The organism is Akkermansia sp. UNK.MGS-1 (assembly GCF_000980515.1).
Classification (GTDB): Bacteria; Verrucomicrobiota; Verrucomicrobiia; order Verrucomicrobiales; family Akkermansiaceae; genus Akkermansia; species Akkermansia muciniphila.
Window position 1 is genome coordinate 76,259 of record NZ_LBCB01000010.1, and the last position, 17,861, is coordinate 94,119.

17 protein-coding genes and 1 tRNA gene are annotated in these 17,861 nt (G+C 55.7%); 11 read left to right on the forward strand and 7 right to left on the reverse strand.

Annotation, left to right across the window (positions count from 1 at the left end):
- The 5 genes from WW58_RS06380 to WW58_RS06400 form a co-directional block, all read left to right on the forward strand.
- Window positions 1-2,156, forward strand: a 2,156-nt coding sequence (locus WW58_RS06380) for a tetratricopeptide repeat protein (protein WP_046436278.1), incomplete at its 5' end; no start/stop codon positions are given.
- A 32-nt stretch (window positions 2,157-2,188) separates the two neighbouring features.
- Window positions 2,189-3,022: an NAD(P)-dependent oxidoreductase gene (locus WW58_RS06385; protein WP_180975773.1), complete on the forward strand. Its 834-nt coding sequence runs from the start codon at window positions 2,189-2,191 to the stop codon at window positions 3,020-3,022.
- Between the two features lie 12 nt (window positions 3,023-3,034).
- Window positions 3,035-4,591 (forward strand): hypothetical protein, encoded by a 1,557-nt coding sequence (locus WW58_RS06390; protein WP_012420972.1) that lies wholly within the window; start codon window positions 3,035-3,037, stop codon window positions 4,589-4,591.
- Window positions 4,592-4,995: 404 nt separating this feature from the next.
- On the forward strand, window positions 4,996-5,913 hold the full coding sequence (locus WW58_RS06395) for a dihydrodipicolinate synthase family protein (protein ID WP_046436282.1): 918 nt from the start codon (window positions 4,996-4,998) through the stop codon (window positions 5,911-5,913).
- 19 nt (window positions 5,914-5,932) lie between these two features.
- Window positions 5,933-7,114, forward strand: coding sequence for an AGE family epimerase/isomerase (locus WW58_RS06400; RefSeq protein ID WP_012420974.1), 1,182 nt, complete (start codon window positions 5,933-5,935; stop codon window positions 7,112-7,114).
- Window positions 7,115-7,221: 107 nt separating this feature from the next.
- Here WW58_RS06400 and WW58_RS06405 read toward each other — a convergent pair whose 3' ends face one another.
- Both WW58_RS06405 and WW58_RS06410 read right to left on the reverse strand, forming a co-directional pair.
- The gene (locus WW58_RS06405) at window positions 7,222-7,836 is read right to left on the reverse strand and encodes an aminotransferase class IV (protein WP_012420975.1); all 615 of its coding nucleotides are present in this window, start codon (window positions 7,834-7,836) and stop codon (window positions 7,222-7,224) included.
- On the reverse strand, window positions 7,817-8,833 hold the full coding sequence (locus WW58_RS06410; protein WP_012420976.1) for an aminodeoxychorismate synthase component I: 1,017 nt from the start codon (window positions 8,831-8,833) through the stop codon (window positions 7,817-7,819). The genes WW58_RS06405 and WW58_RS06410 overlap by 20 nt, the downstream gene beginning before the upstream one ends.
- Before the next feature lie 30 nt (window positions 8,834-8,863).
- On the opposite strand from WW58_RS06410, the gene WW58_RS06415 reads away from it, so the two are divergent.
- Both WW58_RS06415 and WW58_RS06420 read left to right on the forward strand, forming a co-directional pair.
- Complete coding sequence (locus WW58_RS06415) at window positions 8,864-9,481, forward strand: anthranilate synthase component II (protein ID WP_046436284.1); 618 nt, start codon at window positions 8,864-8,866, stop codon at window positions 9,479-9,481.
- A gap of 115 nt (window positions 9,482-9,596) precedes the next feature.
- Window positions 9,597-10,733 (forward strand): NADH:flavin oxidoreductase, encoded by a 1,137-nt coding sequence (locus WW58_RS06420; protein WP_042449258.1) that lies wholly within the window; start codon window positions 9,597-9,599, stop codon window positions 10,731-10,733.
- A 59-nt stretch (window positions 10,734-10,792) separates the two neighbouring features.
- Here the strand turns inward: WW58_RS06420 and WW58_RS06425 are convergent, their stop codons facing one another.
- The 3 genes from WW58_RS06425 to ybaK all read right to left on the reverse strand — a co-directional run bounded on the left by WW58_RS06425 (window position 10,793) and on the right by ybaK (window position 12,791).
- Complete coding sequence (locus tag WW58_RS06425) at window positions 10,793-11,497, reverse strand: YwaF family protein (protein WP_046436286.1); 705 nt, start codon at window positions 11,495-11,497, stop codon at window positions 10,793-10,795.
- Window positions 11,497-11,988: a pyridoxamine 5'-phosphate oxidase family protein gene (locus tag WW58_RS06430; protein ID WP_046436288.1), complete on the reverse strand. Its 492-nt coding sequence runs from the start codon at window positions 11,986-11,988 to the stop codon at window positions 11,497-11,499. Before WW58_RS06430 ends, WW58_RS06425 begins: the two co-directional genes overlap by 1 nt.
- A 308-nt stretch (window positions 11,989-12,296) precedes the next feature.
- The gene (gene ybaK / locus WW58_RS06435) at window positions 12,297-12,791 is read right to left on the reverse strand and encodes a Cys-tRNA(Pro) deacylase (protein ID WP_046436375.1); all 495 of its coding nucleotides are present in this window, start codon (window positions 12,789-12,791) and stop codon (window positions 12,297-12,299) included.
- A gap of 267 nt (window positions 12,792-13,058) precedes the next feature.
- Here ybaK and WW58_RS06440 point away from each other — a divergent pair, with 267 nt between their 5' ends.
- Window positions 13,059-14,480, forward strand: coding sequence for a cytidylate kinase family protein (locus tag WW58_RS06440; RefSeq protein ID WP_046436290.1), 1,422 nt, complete (start codon window positions 13,059-13,061; stop codon window positions 14,478-14,480).
- Window positions 14,481-14,774: 294 nt separating this feature from the next.
- A complete protein-coding gene (locus WW58_RS06445; protein ID WP_046436292.1) occupies window positions 14,775-15,218 on the forward strand; it encodes a pyrimidine dimer DNA glycosylase/endonuclease V in 444 nt (147 codons plus the stop codon).
- Here the strand turns inward: WW58_RS06445 and WW58_RS06450 are convergent.
- Together WW58_RS06450 and WW58_RS06455 are read right to left on the reverse strand one after the other, a co-directional pair.
- Window positions 15,215-16,219, reverse strand: a complete 1,005-nt coding sequence (locus tag WW58_RS06450) for a hypothetical protein (protein ID WP_046436294.1) — start codon at window positions 16,217-16,219, stop codon at window positions 15,215-15,217. The two genes, WW58_RS06445 and WW58_RS06450, sit on opposite strands and share 4 nt — an antisense overlap.
- A 150-nt stretch (window positions 16,220-16,369) precedes the next feature.
- A tRNA-Ala gene (locus tag WW58_RS06455) sits at window positions 16,370-16,445 on the reverse strand.
- Window positions 16,446-16,661: 216 nt separating this feature from the next.
- On the opposite strand from WW58_RS06455, the gene WW58_RS06460 reads away from it, so the two are divergent.
- Window positions 16,662-16,922 (forward strand): hypothetical protein, encoded by a 261-nt coding sequence (locus WW58_RS06460; RefSeq protein WP_288143423.1) that lies wholly within the window; start codon window positions 16,662-16,664, stop codon window positions 16,920-16,922.
- Window positions 16,923-16,985: 63 nt separating this feature from the next.
- Complete coding sequence (locus WW58_RS06465; RefSeq protein ID WP_012420987.1) at window positions 16,986-17,600, forward strand: PA14 domain-containing protein; 615 nt, start codon at window positions 16,986-16,988, stop codon at window positions 17,598-17,600.
- Window positions 17,601-17,861 lie beyond the last annotated feature (261 nt).

Below are 17,861 nucleotides of genomic sequence, written 5' to 3' on the forward strand. Positions count from 1 at the left end.
CTCTGATCCAGGCTCTCAAGCGCACCCGCCGGGAGCAGGAGGAGATTCTGGCAAAACTGGCCGTGGCATCCGCCGGAGAATCCGTTTACCGAGATGAATTGCTCAAGGTCAAAAAGCAGATGGAGGATGAAAGAAAGACCAGCAACAAGCTTATTCAGACTCTCACCAGGAGAGTGGAGGAACTGGAACAAAATGTCACCTCCCTCAGCCAGGACAAAGCCCGTTATCTGGCGCAGATCGCCGATCTTCAGCTGCAGCTCAAGGAGTACCAGGACAAGCTGGACAAAGTGACGGATGAGAAAAACGCCCTTCAGAAAGACCGGGACCAATTGGCGGCCCTGGTGGAGCTCAACAGCCCGGACAAAACAAAAAACCTGTTGGACCGCAACCTGACGCTGGCGGCCCAGCTCAAGGATGCCCAGGACAAAATCGCCGCTCTGGAAACAGCCAAATCCGATTCCGAAGAACAGCGGAAAGCCAACCTGAAAGCGTTGGAAGAGGCGCGTGAGGAATCCGCAGACCTGAAACAGAAACTGATTGCCATCCGGGATGAAAACATCGGCTACCGCAAACGCATCACAGAGTTGAATACCAAGCTCATCAATGCGGATGTGGAACTGTCCAAGCTGGAGGCCAATCCGGAAAAAAGCCCGCTTCTTCTGGAAGAAAACCAGCTGCTGCGCTCCACCATCGCCAAGCAGCTCCGCATACTTTCCGTGCAGGACCAGAGCCGCTCCCTGCTCATCAGCACTTATAAGCGGCTGCATCAGGAAAATCCGGACACGGCGGAAATAGCCTCCCTGATGGACAATGAAGAAGCCATCAAGCTCACTCCTGCGGAAAAACAAATTGTCAACGCCATTGCCAGGGATAACAATATCAATGTTCCCCTGACGGATCAGCAGAAGGAAAAAATCAACAAGCTGGCACAGGCCCTCTCTGCGGAACGCGGCAAGGCCGCCCAGCTTGCTCGGGATTTGGAACTGGCGCGCAGTCAGATGAAGACCAAAGCGGACAAATCCGCCAGAAACGACAAGAAACAGGCGGAAGCCCTGGCGCGGGCCCAGAAGGCCCTGGAACAGAAAAACATTCAGGTGGAGGAACTCACCCGGCAGATGGAAGAACTGAAAAGCCGTTCCGCCGAACAGGCCCGCCTGGCCGCCATCTCCGCCGGAACCATTACTCCGGACCAGGAAAAAGCGCTGAACCGGAGCATGGAAGCCACGGTACGCCGGAAGCTGGAGGCGGAAGCCCTGGGGCAAGGCGCCGCAGAAGCCTTCGCCAAAAAACGCTATGCCGCCGCAGAACAGCTGTACCGGACTTTGCTGGACTTCCAGCCGGCTCACGTTCCGGCCCTGGTCAATCTGGGGACCATTCTGCTTCAGCGCAACAAGGCGGAGGAAGCCATCAAATTTCTGAAAAAAGCCACGGAACTGGACGCCTCCTCCTCCCCCGCATGGTTCATGATGGGGGTGGCCCAATACCGCGCCGGGGAAGACCACCACGCCATCGCCTCCCTGACGGAAACGGTCAGGCTGGATCCGGCCAACGCTCCCGCCCTGCTTTACCTGGGCAACCTGGAAACCAGCGCCGGGAACTATGAAAAAGCGGTGGCCCACTTTGAAAACGCCCTGAAAATCCAGCCGGAATCACCGGACGCGCACTTCAACCTGGCCTGGACCTATTCCCGGCTGGGCCGCACGGCGCAGGCACGCAAAAGCTATGATGCAGCCATCCGCTGCGGAGGCTTGCCGGATTCCGACCTGGAGCTTGCCATTACCGGAACCACCACCCTTCCCCGCAAAAAACAGGCTGCGGACCAGAATCCCGCCTCCGCCGCAAAAGAGGACGGCCCCCAGCTGGCCGCGGCAATAAGCGATCCGTCTGCCATTCCCCACGACGCCAATGAAGTGCCTGCTCATGTGGCGGAGGATCCGAATGCGCAGGAAAAGCCGTCCGCCGGTCCCAAACAGGTCGTCGTCAGCCACCGTCCGGAAACCGACCCCATCTCTCTGGCAGCCCAAATGAGGGAAACTGCCCCTGCGGCGGCATCCGCACAACCTCCGGCAGAAGCCGCAACTGCCGCAACGGAAACGCCCAAGCCGGAAAAGCAGGAACCTCCGCGCAGGAAAAGCCGTTTCCGAATCGGTTCCTGATGGAATTCTTCCCTTTCCCACTAAATAAAGCCATGTATCACGTTTCCATTTTAGGACTGGGCCTCATTGGCTCACGGATTGCACGCCATATGGCCGGAATGGGCGACAAGGTCACCGTCTGGAACAGAACTCCGCGGGAAGATTTTCCGGAAGCGGTTCCTACCCCGGCGGATGCGGCACGCGCTTCCAAAGTTATCCAGCTCTACCTGAAAGACAGGAATGCCTGTCTGGAAGTGTTTGAACAAATGAGAGGGGCTCTGACACCGGAGCATATCATTCTGAACCATTCAACCATTGACCTGGCGACCGTCGGCAAACTCTCCCTGATGAGTTCCGCCATCGGCTGCACGTATGTGGATTGCCCGTTCACCGGCTCCCGTTTGCCCGCGGAAAAAGGGGAACTGGTTTACTACGTTGGCACGGATTCCACCACACTGGACCGCATACGCCCCGTGCTGGAGCACAGTTCCCGGGACATCCTGCACCTGGGCGGCATCGGAGCCGGCACCGTCGTCAAACTGGTTACCAACATGGTCTCCGCCACCATGGTGCAGAGTTTGAGCGAAGCCCTGGCCATCTCCCAGGCGTACGGCATTTCCCCGGAAATGCTGGGCCAGGCCATTTCCCGGAACGTCATCGCCTCCCCTCTGGCTGCATTTAAGCTGCCCCTGATGGCAAAGCGTGACTTTTCCACCCATTTCTCCCTGGACAACATGAGGAAAGACAGTATTTACGCTCAGGAACTTGCCGCAGAAAAAGGAATCCACCCGCCTGTTGCCGCCCTGGTTTCCTCCATCATGGGGAGGCTGTGCCGGGAAGGTCGCGCGGAAGAGGATTTCAGCTGTCTGGCGGAACAATTCGACTAACTTTTTCCGTTGATGAAATTCAGGGGAACATGCGTCTTTCTGTTGACGGCTCTTCTTCTGCTCCCTGCCGGCCGGGGACAGGAACGAAAGGAGCCTGGCAATGATTCTTCCGCGGAAGTGCGGCAGACGGAAGAAGAATCAGCATCCGTCCAGGATGCGGATTTTATTGATGACGCCTCGGACCGTCCAGTATTGCAGGGCAGTTCCAATGTAAACCCCGTCGTTCCCCCTTCACCTTCGGCAAGGACCGCCGCCGGAGCGGAGGAACAGCCCGCCAAAAGGCAGCCGTTCACCAGCGTTTCCACCTCCAAGCAATTCCACGTCACCGGGATGGACTCCCTGCTGGCCGGGGCCATCGCCACCCGGGCGGATGCCATACGCACCGCGCTGCTAAAAGTCCTCAAGCAGCCTGACGAATGGAAAAACGGCATCAACATCCGCCTGGTAGGAGAGCCGGGAAGCCCCGTTCCGGCCAACCCCGTCCGCATGCAAACCGTCATTGTAGGCAATACCCTCTCCTATAGCATTTTCATTCATCTGGGCCACGGCATCAACCAGGACAGCCTGCGCCGCGCCATCGTCTCCACCCTGCTTTATGAAATGATGCTGCGCACAGTGGACCCGGAAGGCCTGCCGGACAACGTCACGCTGCCCCCCTGGCTGATTGCCGGGTTGGAACAGGCTGTTCTGTGGCACAATAATGAAGCTGACCGTGCCATGTATTCCACCCTGTTCCAGCAGTCCGGAATTATGACTCCGGAAGAAATCCTGAATTGCCGGGAACCGGAAAAGGAACTGGATGCGACCTCTTACGCGGCCTATCAAACTTCCTGTGGAGCCCTGGTGCTTTGCCTGCTGAACCAGGAAAACGGTCCGGAAGGAATGAAACAGCTTCTGGACCAGGCTATTCTGGGCAATGACGATCCCAGAAACCTCATCAAACGCCATTTTCCGCAGCTCAGCCTGACCCCCACTTCCCTCCATAAATGGTGGACGCTTCAGCTTTCCCGCATGGCGACGCCTCCCCTGACGGAAACTCTCACGATTACGGAAACGGAACGTCATCTCCAGGAAGCCCTTACCCTGGTCAAGTATGATCCGGATACCCGCACCACCGTCACATTTCCCCTGGATGACCTGGAACAGGCCCGTTCCCTGCCGGATCTGAACAGGCAGCTTTCCAACGTGGCTGGCAGCCTGCTCAACCTCAGCAGGCGTTCCTTTCCTTCATACCGGCCCGTCATTGTAGAATATGCCAAGCTGGTGGCCCTGATGCAAACAGGGAAAGTCAACAGCCGGGAAGCCGTCCCCAAAATCAGCCAGCTTCGGGAAATAAGAAACCTTTCCATGAAAACCGCCCGCCGCGTCCGGGACTATATGGACTGGTATGAAATCAACACGCGGTCCGGAACCGGCAAGACATTCGCTTCCTACGCGGCAGCCGTGAAAATCCTCCGGGAACAGGAACAGCCGGCCAATACCCCTGTTTCCCGCTACTTGGACGACATTGAAAAACTGTACACCCTCCCGGCCAGGGCTCCCGTGCCCTCCCTGCATGGGAAGGATTAAGGAATTAAGGAAAGGCGTTCTGCGGCGGAACCATCCTGCCGTCCCCATCAAGAGCGCCGCACTTCTAAAAAAACGGCTTCCTGTGCCGTGCAATGTTCTATCTTCACGGCATCACAAAATGCCGATGAGTTCTCCCCGGAAGCCGGATGGTGCGGAAATCTGGTGCTATGAAGAGAATTGCTTGCCGGAACATGCCAAATCACCGGCAGAAACCATGCATCACGTCATGAACCAATAGACTGTCCGTCAGCGTTTTGAATCATTCTCTGCATCAGCGCTCATCCCCGCCGCAGAAACGCGCATTTTTTTATGTGGTCTTTTTTTATTCAGAAAGATTCAGGGATTGTCTTTCCCAAGATGATTTGCAATCATCACCCCGAATTATTTTCATATCACTACATAATATGGACACGTCATTGAAACTCCACGGCCTGGTGGCCGCCGTACACACTCCGTTCAAGGCGGACGGTTCCCTGAACCCTTCCAGCGTTGACGCCCAGGCCAAGTTGCTTGCCTCCCAGGGCATCAAGCTTGCTTTCATTACCGGCAGCACCGGGGAATCCTCCTCCATGCAGCTTGAAGAACGCAAGGAAATCTATTCTGCCTGGAAGGAAGCCTCCGCCAAGCATGGCGTGGAAGTTATCGCCCATACCGGTTCCAACAGCGTCTGGGACGCCCGGGAACTGGCCTCTTTTGCCCAGGAATGCGGATTCGTGGCCACCAGTTCCCTGGCCCCGTCCTACTACAAGCCCGGCACTGTTCAGCGCCTGGTGGAATGCTGCGCCTTCGCCGCCTCCGGCGCTCCCGACCTGCCCTATTATTACTACGATATCCCCGTGCTGACGGGCGTACGCTTCAATCCGGTGGATTTCATCAGGCTGGCCAAGGAACAGATTCCAAATTTCGCAGGCATCAAATTCACCAATCCGGATCTGGCCCTGTACCAGACCACGCTGAATTACGACGAGACCGTGGATATTCCCTGGGGTGTGGACGAATGGTTTACGAGCGCCCTTTCCGTGGGGGCCAAGGGCGCTGTGGGGAGCTCCTTCAACTTTGCTCCGGCCCTGTACCAGAAACTCATGAAAGCCTTTGCGGAAGGCGATGTGGAAACGGCGCGCGACTGCCAGTGGAAATCCGTTCAGATGATCAATATCCTGGCCTCCAAGGGCTATATGGGCTGCGCCAAGGCTCTGATGGGCTGGCTGGGCGTCGATCTTGGCCCCGCCCGACTTCCGCAGGGCAACCCGACCGCAGATCAGCTGAAGGAACTCCGTTCCGAACTGGAAGGCATCGGCTTCTTCCAGTGGGCTTTAAACTGAACCCCGGAACCTGACTGACATGGCTGCAACTCTTGATATGCCCTCTTTGGGCAAGTTCTACCGCCGCCAGCTTCTGGAAGACGTTCTGCCGTTCTGGTTCCCCCGCGCCTACGACGAAAAAAACGGTGGTCTTTACCACTGCTTTGACGCAGACGGCACGCTGGTGGACTCCGACAAATCCGTCTGGGCCCAGGGCCGCATGGCATGGATGCTGCTGACAATGTACAACAGCATCGAAAAGAATACGGACTGGCTCAAATGGGCGGAAAGCGCCTTGGAATTCCTGAAAACCAAGTGCGTTGACCCGGCGGACGGCCGCATGTTCTTTCATGTGGCTGCCGACGGCACCCCCATCCGCAAACGCCGCTACGCCTACAGCGAATCTTTCGCCGCCATCGCCTTTGCAGCGCACGCCAGGGCGACCGGCAGCCGGGATTCCGCCCGTGAAGCCCGCCACTGGTTCGACATCTTCACGGACAACTGCTTCACTCCCGGCAAAATGGTTCCCAAATTCACCGGGGAACGCCCTACGACCGGTCTGGGCACCCGCATGATTACCCTGAACACAGCTCAGGAAATGCGCAAGTACCTGGAAGATGACGACGGCTTCTATACCGGCTGGACAGACCGCTGCATCAACGACCTCCGCACCCTGTTCATGAAACCTGACATCCAGGCAGTCATGGAAGTGGTGGGAACGGACGGTTCCATCATCGACCACTTCGACGAACGCACCCTGAACCCCGGCCACACTACGGAGGGTGGGTGGTTCGTGCTGGAAGAAGCCCGCCATCGCGGCAATGACCCCGAACTCATCAAGGTGGGCTGCGACATGATCGACTGGGCATTCGCCCGCGGCTGGGACAAGGAAAACGGCGGCATGCTGTACTACACGGACGTGTACAACAAACCCGTTCAGGAATACTGGCACAACATGAAGTTCTGGTGGCCGCATGATGAAGCGCTCATCGCCATGACGCTCGCCTACAAGCTCACAGGGGAAGAACGCTATGCCATCCGTCACGACATGGTGCGCAACTGGGCTTTCTCCCACTTCCAGGACGTTCAGCATGGCGACTGGTTCGGCTATCTGAACAAGGACGGTTCCAGGGCTAACACCCTCAAGGGGAGCCTCTGGAAATCCTTCTTCCACCATCCCCGCGCCATGTGGTGCTGCGCCCACTACTGCGGCGCCATTTAAGAAGGCGTCAGGCGGTCATTCCATATCCATGGAACGGCCGCTTTTTTATGCCCTCAATACCAAAATTCAGAGGGTTCCGGATAAAACAATCTATCCGTTTTCCACCCTCAACACAGGATAATATCCTCCGTCCGCACCACCACATCGCCGGGATCCAGCATGGAATTAATCAGGGAACAGAAGCGGAATTTGCCTATATCTTCCGCTCTTACGGAACATTCCTGAATGTCTCCGCGGGACAGCAGGAAGGCGCGCTTGGTTCCCGGGAGCAGGAAAGTTTCCGGAGTAACCCAGAAAGACCCGTCCCCGAACACCACGTTGCTGTACCGCGTATCCGTCACCATCCCGTTCCGGAGAATCAGCGCTTCTTCGTCACAGCCCAACGCCGCCCCTGCCGCCAGAAGCCCTGTCCGATCCTCCCACTTGCATGAGTAATCCAGCCCGGGCATTTCCACACACGTCAGCGTCTTCACCTGCCGGGGACGGTAGGGCTCAAAGGAGGTGCGGCGCACCCTTCCCCGCGTATCATACGTGATATGGCATTTGTAAACACCACGGCCCTCCGGGCCGGGACAGTCCGAAAGAACGGAAGCCAGATCGGGGACGGAAGCTCCGTCCGAACCATGAACGCCGATGGCGGCCTCCATCCTCCGCTGGTGCCAGGGAAGCAGACAGGGAGCGCCATTCTCCCATTTAACGGTTTCAAAAATCAAACGGCACATAAACTTTGGCAACAGCTTCCTGGTATTCCTCTTCCATCCGGCTCATGACGGTAATTCCTCCACCGCTCTTGTATACCATTCCCCGTTCATCCTCCTCCATGAAGCGGATGGAGACGGCGGAATCCAAATCCCGCCCGTTGAAAAAGCCGAAAATTCCGGTATAAAACCCCCTCTCCATATCCTCCGCTTCCGCGATGGCCCGGCAGGTGGCTTCCTTGGGCGCTCCGGTCACGCTCCCGGCAGGAAGCAGCTTCAGAAGGATTTCCCCCAGGCGGGAACGCCAGTTTTCCGGCAACAGCCCGGAAATCTCGGAACTGCATTGAAGAATAGGCCCTTTGGACGTTTCTACAGGGCTGATATAGCGGTAACGCTTCACCCTCACGCCGGTTGCCACCATGGAAAGATCATTGCGCATCAGATCCACAATGGTGGCGGATTCCCTATTCTCCTTTTCATCCGTTTCCAGCCAGCGGCGCGCTTCCTGCGTAGCGGACGGAACCGTTCCCTTCATGGGAAACGTGGAAATGGAGCGGCCGCGCACCGTGACAAACGGTTCCGGAGAAAAGCAGACGCAGCCGCGGCCGTGCACTCCGGAAATCCGCGCGTCCGGCCCCAGCAGCATCCGGTAAGGCGCGCGGGCAAACCGGAACAGATGGCGCAGCGTCAGGTTGGTTTCCACGGGGGTGGACACGCATAAATTCAGCAGGTAGGAATCCCCCCTCATCAGATGGTTCCGGACGGAGGCGAAGGATGCCGCATACCGGGACACGGGATGGGGGGATGGAATGAACCGCAGCCGTTCCGGAAGCGGAGGGCCGCCGTCCTGATTTCCCATCGTGCCCAGCGGCAGGGAAAAAGCAGCCATGCGCTCCCCCTCCGTTTCCGAAGGTTCAAACAGCAGGTTATGGCCCATATCATGGGAGATGACAAAAAAGAACGGACACTCCGCACGGCCCAGGGCATTCATGCGGCTGATGGTCTGTTCCCGTGTGTACATTGTCGGGAATTACTCTATCATGTGCGCGCCATGAGTCAACCGAACGTCTGGATCATCGACCACCGGGATTCCTTCACCTGGAATCTTGCGGAACTCGTCAGAATGACGGGAATGGCCGTTCCGCGCGTGGTTTCCAATGAATCCCCGGAACTGGAACAGGCGGTTCAGGCGGGGGAAAAGCTTATCCTGTCTCCCGGTCCGGGAACGGTGGAGGATGCCTGCCACCGGGCCACCTTCCGTCTTCTGGACCGCCTGCCCCGCTTTACCCCGGTGCTGGGCGTATGCCTGGGGCATCAGATCCTGGGCGTGCGCTTCGGAGCCCGTCTGGAACACCTTTCCCGCCCCCTTCACGGAGCGCGGGAAGTCATATGCAGGACGGAGCAGTGTCCCCTCCTGGAAGGATTGCCGGAGCAATTTCCTGCCGCGCTTTACCATTCCTGGCGCCTTGCCGCTTTTCCCTGGCCGGCGGAGCTGATTGTCACGGCGAGGGATTCCGGGAAAAACGTGCAGGCCATCCGCCACAGGCACCTCCCCCTTTACGGCATTCAGTTCCATCCGGAATCCATCCTGACGCCGGACGGAGAAGCGCTGCTCCGGAACTTCCTGTCCCTTCCGGCAGGCAGCAGGGAAAAACGGCGCATCCAATGATTCCACCCCAGCCCCCGGCATCAGGGATGAACGGGACAAGACTGGAAGGTGTCTCACTCCCGTGCGGTTCCGGTTCCCATGCCCGGCCGCTTCAGAGATAACGTTTTTCACCTTTATGAATGCACAGGACGAACTCAAGATCAGGGACATGGAAATCCTGTTCCAGCCCTTCCACTCACGCAAGCTCAGCACTCCCACCCGCATCGTCCTTCCGGCCATGACCCGGGGATTTTCTCCCAACGGGGTTCCCACGGACCAGGTAGCCGCTTATTACAAAAGGCGGGCCAGACATGAAGTAGGGCTCATCATCACGGAGGGCACTTTCATTGACGAGCCCAGCGCCTCGCCTTCCTCCAACTATCCCAATTTCTTCGGGGGCGCTTCCCTGCGGGGATGGAAAAAGGTGCTGGAAGCCGTCCACACCACGGATTGTAAAATAGCCCCGCAACTCTGGCATGTGGGCATGGCCCGGCCCTTCAAGGGAGAAAACCTGCCCAATCCGGAGTTGCCGCCCATCGGCCCTTCCGGAATTGACGTAAACACGCTGGAACAGACGGCGGAACCGATGAGCATCGCTAAAATTGAGGAGGTTATCAATGCTTTTGCGAGGGCGGCTGCGGACGCCAAGCGGCTGGGTTTTGACGGTGTGGAACTGCATGGAGCGCACGGCTACCTGATTGACCAGTTTTTCTGGAAGGAGACCAACAGGCGCACGGACGAATACGGAGGCGACCTGGTAGGCCGGACCCGTTTTGCCAGCCGCATCATCCATGCCGTCCGCAAGGCAGTGGGCAGCCAGTTCCCCATCATCTTCCGCTTCTCCCAATGGAAAACAGTCCATTATAACGCCAAGCTGGCGTATACCCCCATGGAACTGGAAGCTTTTCTGGCTCCGCTGACGGATGCGGGCGTGGATATCTTTGACTGTTCCACGCGCCGGTTTTGGGAACCGGAGTTTGAAGGTACCCGCCTCAATCTGGCCGGCTGGACCAGGAAGCTTACCGGAAAGCCCACGATCTCCGTCGGCTCCGTGGGGCTTAAGGGAGATTTTACGAATGCCTTTGACGGGGGGCCGGAAGCGGAGGCCGCCAGTGTGGAACCTCTGGTGGAACGGCTGAAAGCAGGGGAATTTGACCTGATTGCCGTAGGCCGCGCCCTGCTGGCGGATGCGGAATGGGCGGAAAAAATACGCCATGCGCGGGAAAAAGATATCCACCTGTTTACGAAGGAAGACCTGAAAACGCTGAAATAACGGATCAGGCCTCTTCCCCCATTTCCGCAGTAATCATCATTCCCGCAGAAGAGACCCTTTTATTTCTTCCTGACGCGGACAGTCAGGTACAACAGCCGCAAAAGAACCAGGGCCGGAATCTGAAGCGTCAGCAAATACCACGGAGCGGAACCGAAATATTCCAGAACAGTTCCAGCCGGGGCATACCGGGTAAAACCGTAATTCGTATCCAGCCAGATATTCACCGGAATAATCAAAACCAGGTAGGCGTCGCACAAACCCAGAGCCCGCATGTCGTCCCACGGCCGCGCGCGCCATTGCAGGACGGCGGGAAGGTAAAGGGCGGAAATCAATAAAAGCCCGTGCCCAACGAAAAAGGCGAAAAAGGCGGCGGAGGGAAAACCGTCGTGAAGCATGGGTGTAATCAGTCCCTGGACGCTCGCCGTCAGCACGCCGAAATACGCCACGGCGCATGCCCAGGGCGTGCGGAACCACAGGGCAATAAAACAGACCAGCGTCATCAGACTGCAAAAATGCAGCGGAAGCCTGTCCTGCCAGGGTTCCCAATGTTCTCTGACGATGCGGCCGAATGTTTCCATCAGAAACGTCAACAGGAAAACCCCTCCCAGAATCTTTCCCACAAGCAAACGGCTCTCCATCCGGAGCCGCCGGCATCCCCACAGGAGCCCCCCTGCGGCCAGGGCCACGATGCCCAGGGCAGCCCAGTGCGGCAGGCTCCAACGGACAAACAGGGGCGCCATTTCTCCGGTCATAAAAAGATCCATCAACGGGAGGGAGGAGGTTCCGGGCACGCATGAAGTTTGGCGCTGATGGCCTCCACCTTAAGACGCAGAACACATACGGAACGGACCATGCCGGGGGTAAAATCCGCATCCCTGCCCGTCTGGTGCAGCATGATGCGGCGCAAGGCATGCATCTTTTCCTCATCCTCCCGGAGAAATTCGACGACGCCACGCCCCATGACGCAGCCGTAGGCGTAACTGTACCGGCACGGCATATCCCCCTCCAGCAACACATGATCCCCATCCATTTCAAAAGAAACCTCCGGACGGTTTTGCAGGATATCCAGCTTTCTTCCTTCCCTGGCGCAGTGGAAAAACAGGCTCAGGGAACCATTTTTTTCTTCATAACCGAAGTTGAGAGGAACTACATACACCTCCCTGCCGTCCCACAGCCCCAGGCGGCACACCTTAAACCGGGCGATCATTCCCAGCAAATCCCCATGCCGGGTTACTTCCCTGTCTTTTCTTCTCATAAGCCGGCGTCCTCCATCCGTTCATTCATCCAAAAAACGGCATGTTCGTCCGGCAGAAAACCATTCCGCACGGAAGAACAGGGAGAACTCGCCTGAATGTACAACATTCGAAAGCCTCTGCCCCTGAAAAGAGACGCCGGCGTGCCAGAATCTTCCGAAATAGCATGGAGCGGAACCAGACAGGGACGGAATGTAGAACGGCTACTCATGGCGACGGAAGATGAAACGCAACAAAAAATACAGGGAAAAGACCTCCGGGAAAAGCTTTTTGCCCTCTTCTCTACGCATTTCCGGAACCGGGATGTTCATCATGAAACGGGAATATCCGCCACATCCGCAAAAATACCCTCTGCCGCGCGGCATAAATCCACAGGATTCAACTCAATCTGGCTCCCCAGGCGTCCGCCGCTCACCACCATTTCCGGCAGGGCCTCCGCGCTGGCATCAATTACAGCAGGGTATTTCCTTTTCATCCCCAAAGCCGTGCAGCCGCCGCGCACATACCCCGTCACGGCGGTAATATCCTTCACCGGAAGCATGGAAAGAGCCTTTTCTCCCACGGTGCGGGCAGCCTTTTTCAAGGAAAGCTCCGCGCCTATGGGTATCACGAACACGTAATACTGCCGAGGAGCTCCCTCCGTTACCAGCGTCTTGTACATTTTCTCCTCCTCCAGGTTCAGTGCTTCCGCCGTATGCCGCGCATCCACAAACTCGCGGCATTCATAGGAATAATGCCTGTACGGGATATGCAGCGCATCCAGCAGGCGCATGGCATTTGTCTTTGCCTCCTTCTTTTTGGACATAAACTTGAAAAGGGAACGTCCCGGTAACATAGAAAAAAAGCCTTCCTTTGACAAGGCCGAGCCCCCCAACGGACCCATGAAAAATTGGAACGGAAACGGGAATTTCTCTGAAAGAGCGGTAAGGACAGCAACGCCGTTCCCCCAGTGCAGCCCGTTCACAGCGGAGAATTTCAGAAACGGAGGACGGCGAAAAAGAAAAAGGAAAAAACGCCTCATTTCCTCAGAACCCTTGACTTGCCGCTGGCAGAAAAGATAACATCCGGTATCATGGAAGATTATCGTGTCCGGAGAAGCCTTGGAGAACATGTCCTGCGCTGCTCCGTCCTGATTGCTGCGCTCTTCATCATGTCTCTGGGCATCGCTTTGTCCACCAAGGCTGACCTGGGAGTCTCCCCCATCTCCTGCACGCCCTATGTGCTCAGCCTGGCATTCCCTCTAACCATGGGGACCGTCACCATCCTCATGCACCTGAGCTTTGTGGCCGTGCAGGCGGCCCTGCTGAAAAGGCAATTCCGTCCGGCGCATCTGCTCCAGATTCCCATAGCTTTTATCTTCGGCTTTCTGACGGACTTTTCCATGTGGATCATGGCGCCTCTGGAACCGGACGGATACCTGTGGTCCGTTATTCTCTGCCTGTTCAGCTGCGTGGTCATCGGGTTCGGCGTCTTTCTTCAGGTTAAGGCGGATTCCGTTCTTCTGGCAGGGGAAGGCATGAGCCTGGCCTTCGTCAAACTCTTCAAATGGGAATTCGGAGCCGTAAAAACCGGGATGGACTGCACGCTCGTCTGCATCGGACTGTCCTGTTCCCTCATCTTCCTGCCCGGACTGACAGGCATACGGGAAGGAACCGTGGTGGCCGCCGTCCTGGTGGGAATGATCGTCCGTTTTTTCAACAGGCACGTCTTCTGGCCGGACAGGCTCCTGGAACGGCTGGCGCGCCCCGGAGCAGCAAGCGAGCTTCCTCCGCTGGCACAAACGGCCGCTTATGCTCCGGACGCCCCTCTGGTCATTTCCATTGACCGGGAATACGGTTCCGGCGGCCATGCCATCGGGAAAATGCTGGCGGAAAAGCTGGGCATCCGATTCTACGACTCGGAACTGGTGTACCTCACAGCCTCCCGGAGCGGCCTCACTCCGGACTACATCCGCAAGCACGAACAACAGCTTTCCAGCCGCTTCCTGCACGAACTTTACGCCCAGAACTATGCCTACACGGCGGAGGAAATGCCCCCTGAAGACGCCACCTTCCTGGCACAGAGCAAAGTCATCCGGGACATTACGGCCAGTCAGGCATGCGTCATCGTGGGCCGCTGCGCCAACTTCATCCTGAAAGGGAGACCCAACCTGTTCAGTGTTTTCCTTCATGCGGACCGGACCACGCGCATGCAGCGCGTTATTGAAAACTATGGGGTAGAACCTGGCGGGGCAGCCCGGGCCATGGACATCATGGACTCCCGCCGCCGCACCCACTGCCTGCACTACACCGGGCAGGAACTGGGCAATGCACGCCTCTACGACTTGTGCGTCAACACGTCCGATTACGGCCTGGAACGCACGGTGGAACTGATTCTGGAAGCCATCAATACCAGAACCGAACAATCTTCCGCTGTAGAAACGGTTCCCGTCCGCTCCGCATCTTTTCCCGAACCGGAGGAGGACCGCATTCCCGGAGAAATATCCCTGGCCTGACAGGGGCAAATGTCTCCAACAGCCAATACTTATGTAACAACTGCCCTCCCGGCACCTTGTTCACCGGTAACAGAATCCGTTGTCTGAAAAAACTGCCTGGCCGATAAATAGGAAACTCTCTCCCCCTTTCCATAATCCCCGCAAAGGGAAAGATTCCGTATCTCCTTCAGATGAAAAACCGGCTGGAAAACGAATGGCCCCTTCCACACAAAAGGCTGCCCCTCCCAACTCCCCGTTTTTTGCCGGCTGCATAATTCAAAACAACAAAAGGCAGCCTTTCTGAGTCCAAAAAACATGAGACTCTGGTCACTCCACCCCTCTTACCTGGATGCTGTCGGCCTGGTTGCCCTGTGGAGGGAAGGCCTCCTGGCACGCAAAGTTTTGCAGGGGCAGACAAAAGGATATATCCATCATCCTCAGCTTTTCCGCTTCCGGGAGACGGGAAACCCCATTCATGTCCTGGATTTCTACCTGAAAACCGTCCATGACGAATCCATCCGCAGAGGCTACAATTTTGATTTAAGCAAAATTTCTCCCTGCGAAAACCGTCCCCCTGCCCTTCTCCTGCCGGATAAACAGCTCGAATACGAATTCCTTCATCTTCTGGACAAGCTCAAGGAAAGGTCCCCCCGGCAATATTCCCTGCTGCAGCAAACGGCCTCCATTCTTCCCCACCCCATTTTCCAAGTAGAACCCGGAGATATTTGCTGCTGGGAGAAAAGGCTTTTTTATAATTAAAACGACCGCATTTCCCACTCCGACAACGGTTTTATTCCAATAAAGCCCTTTGTTTTTTTAAAGCCCATGCGGTGAGGGAAAAGGCTCATGGCCTCTGAAGGATCGGCAGCCTTAAAATTAATTTGAGAAAGAATAGCACGAGGCATACACACTGACAAAATGGTCTGTTGCACCATATGCCCAGTGGCCTGATCCAATACATCCGTTTGAACATGCACTGCCACCCTTGAAAGCGGCAAGAATGAAAATAATTCACGGGCAATTCTTAAAGCACATCCACATACGTAGTCTTGATACAGCTCACAAAACCTGGTCCGGGGCATATTTTTCACGCTTAACTTGCCCCTGGCAGTAAGGGTCTTAATCTGTTTGGGAACAACAACCTCTCCATCTATCGTCAAATAAATAACAGCAGTATCAGAATCAGGAATTGCAAAATGAATCTCGCATCCTATTTCCTGAATTTCATTCAAAGGGTTAATTTCCAAAATAGCCTGCTGATAGGCTAAAGTATCTCCCCGATTAATAGATAACGCCAGTTCATGAAGCGCCGACCACTGACTGAATTTAAGCTCATAACACTCAATGGATTTTTGATAATTATACTCATCCATTTGCTTCGCATGAACGACTTTTTGTTCAAGATCGGATCTGATTTTTTCAACTTTTCCGCACATGCGGTGGAAAAACTTAGGCCTGTACATCCTAAGTTTTTGCATAGCAATACGTTCTTCCTTATCGTTTTTTACCGGATACGCCGGAGGGGGCTGATTAACTATTTCCCCCCAGTCAAACGAATCGCCTACTTCATGATGAATTGTAGTTAATTGGCTGATACGCTCCTCAAATTTTTCGACTTCCATTTGCGCTCTCACTAATTCATCATGTTTTTGCTGAAGAGCCAATTCCCTTAGGGCCAGTTTTTCCTGCCTTGCGGCCTCACGGGCCGCTCTTCTGCTCGCTGCTTCGAGTTCTCTTAAAAGTCTGCTGATAGTTGCCATATTCTTAAAACAGGAACTGTTTTACCTAATTTGTAAAGACTATAAAGATAATCTTTCCGGTATAGATCAATTCCTCATGAGCATGCTCTTTAATCCATGCCTGGCAAAATGGAAAAGGCCTTAAAGCGTTTGTGCTTTAAGGCCTTTATTTGGTGGAGCATAGCGGGTTCGAACCGCTGACCTCTTCAATGCCATTGAAGCGCTCTACCAACTGAGCTAATACCCCTTTGACTTTCGTCTTGGTGCGTCCTGTTGAGGACGGGGAGAAATTATCATTTCCAAAGCGGGCATGCAAGCTTTTTCTACAAAAAAATTGCCCCGGGATGTTTTTTCCGGAAAATACTGAATCCGGAAAGGACTGCAAATCCCATACAGACGAAAACAGGGACAGTCTGAACAAATATGTTTGAATGAGATTCATTCCTGTTTTACCTTTGCATAAATGATGAAACGTCCTCTTTTTATTCATCGTATGATATTCGCCTGCGCTCTGGCAATTTTGTCCCTGTCCTGTTTCGTTCACGCCCAGGAGACTCCTGTTGCGGAAGGACCGCCGGCCCAGACGGAGGACAGCGGCATTTCCACTCCCCGCAGAGTCGCCGGACTGGGCGTTCTGGCATTCCTGATCGGCTGGATGATTTGGAGGAGCAGTTCCAGCCGCCAGAAGGACGGAGGCCATGACCAGGAGGCACCCCGGGAATGACGCCGTTTTTGAAAGGTTGCCCTGGTTCCTGCCGTAGTCGTTGCAGGAAAGGAGTCTCCGGCCATGAACATTATTCTACCCATCCTGAGCTTTCTGTGCGGTGTCATGCTGACGGAAACAGCTTCCGGCTCTTCTGAGGAGGGAAAGCCTTCTCCCGGCGTAGTGCAGGAATTGTGGTTCGGCATTCCGGGGGCATCCGTAAAGGACCTGACCCACAGGAAGATTTTTGAAACGGCGGCCCCGGATGTCCGCACGATCAGCCATCTGGATGTGGAAAACCAAGGAGACAGGTACGGAGCCCGTTACTCCGCCCTGCTGAAAGTCCCGGCAAGCGGGAAGTACCGCCTTTACCTGTCTTCCGACGATTCCGCAGAGTTATGGCTGGGCAAGGATGCCACCCAGAAGGACATGGCCTGCATCGCCACCGTCAAAGGATATTCCGACATCCATAATTGGGGCAACCAGCCCAACCAGGCTTCCGAACCTGTCCAGCTGGAAGCTGACCGGTTTTATTTTCTTCAGGTGATTCACAAGGAGGATGGAGGCCCGGACCATATGTCCGTCGCCTGGTCCGGGCCGGGCATCCCCGCCCCTGTCATCATTCCTGCCACGGCGCTGTTCATACCGCCCGGTATCTTGCCGGAAGAAAAAAAACAATCCCCAGCCAAAGCGGACTGAAAGGTTTTTTGATTACCTTCCCGCCGAGGAGACATCATCAATTTGCCGACGAGAAAATAGATATTTTCCATAAAACTCCATCAATCAATCATTTCCAATACGAAAAAAAACCGGACCTCCCTCCATCGGGGAAGCCCGGTTTTTTCTCGTCGTATATCATGTAGTTAATTGAAGCGGCCTGACACAGAAAAATGCCAAAACACCTTCTGAATCCAAATCTAGCGGATTTCTAATCCGAGGTCAAGTTCCCAGTTTGAAAGG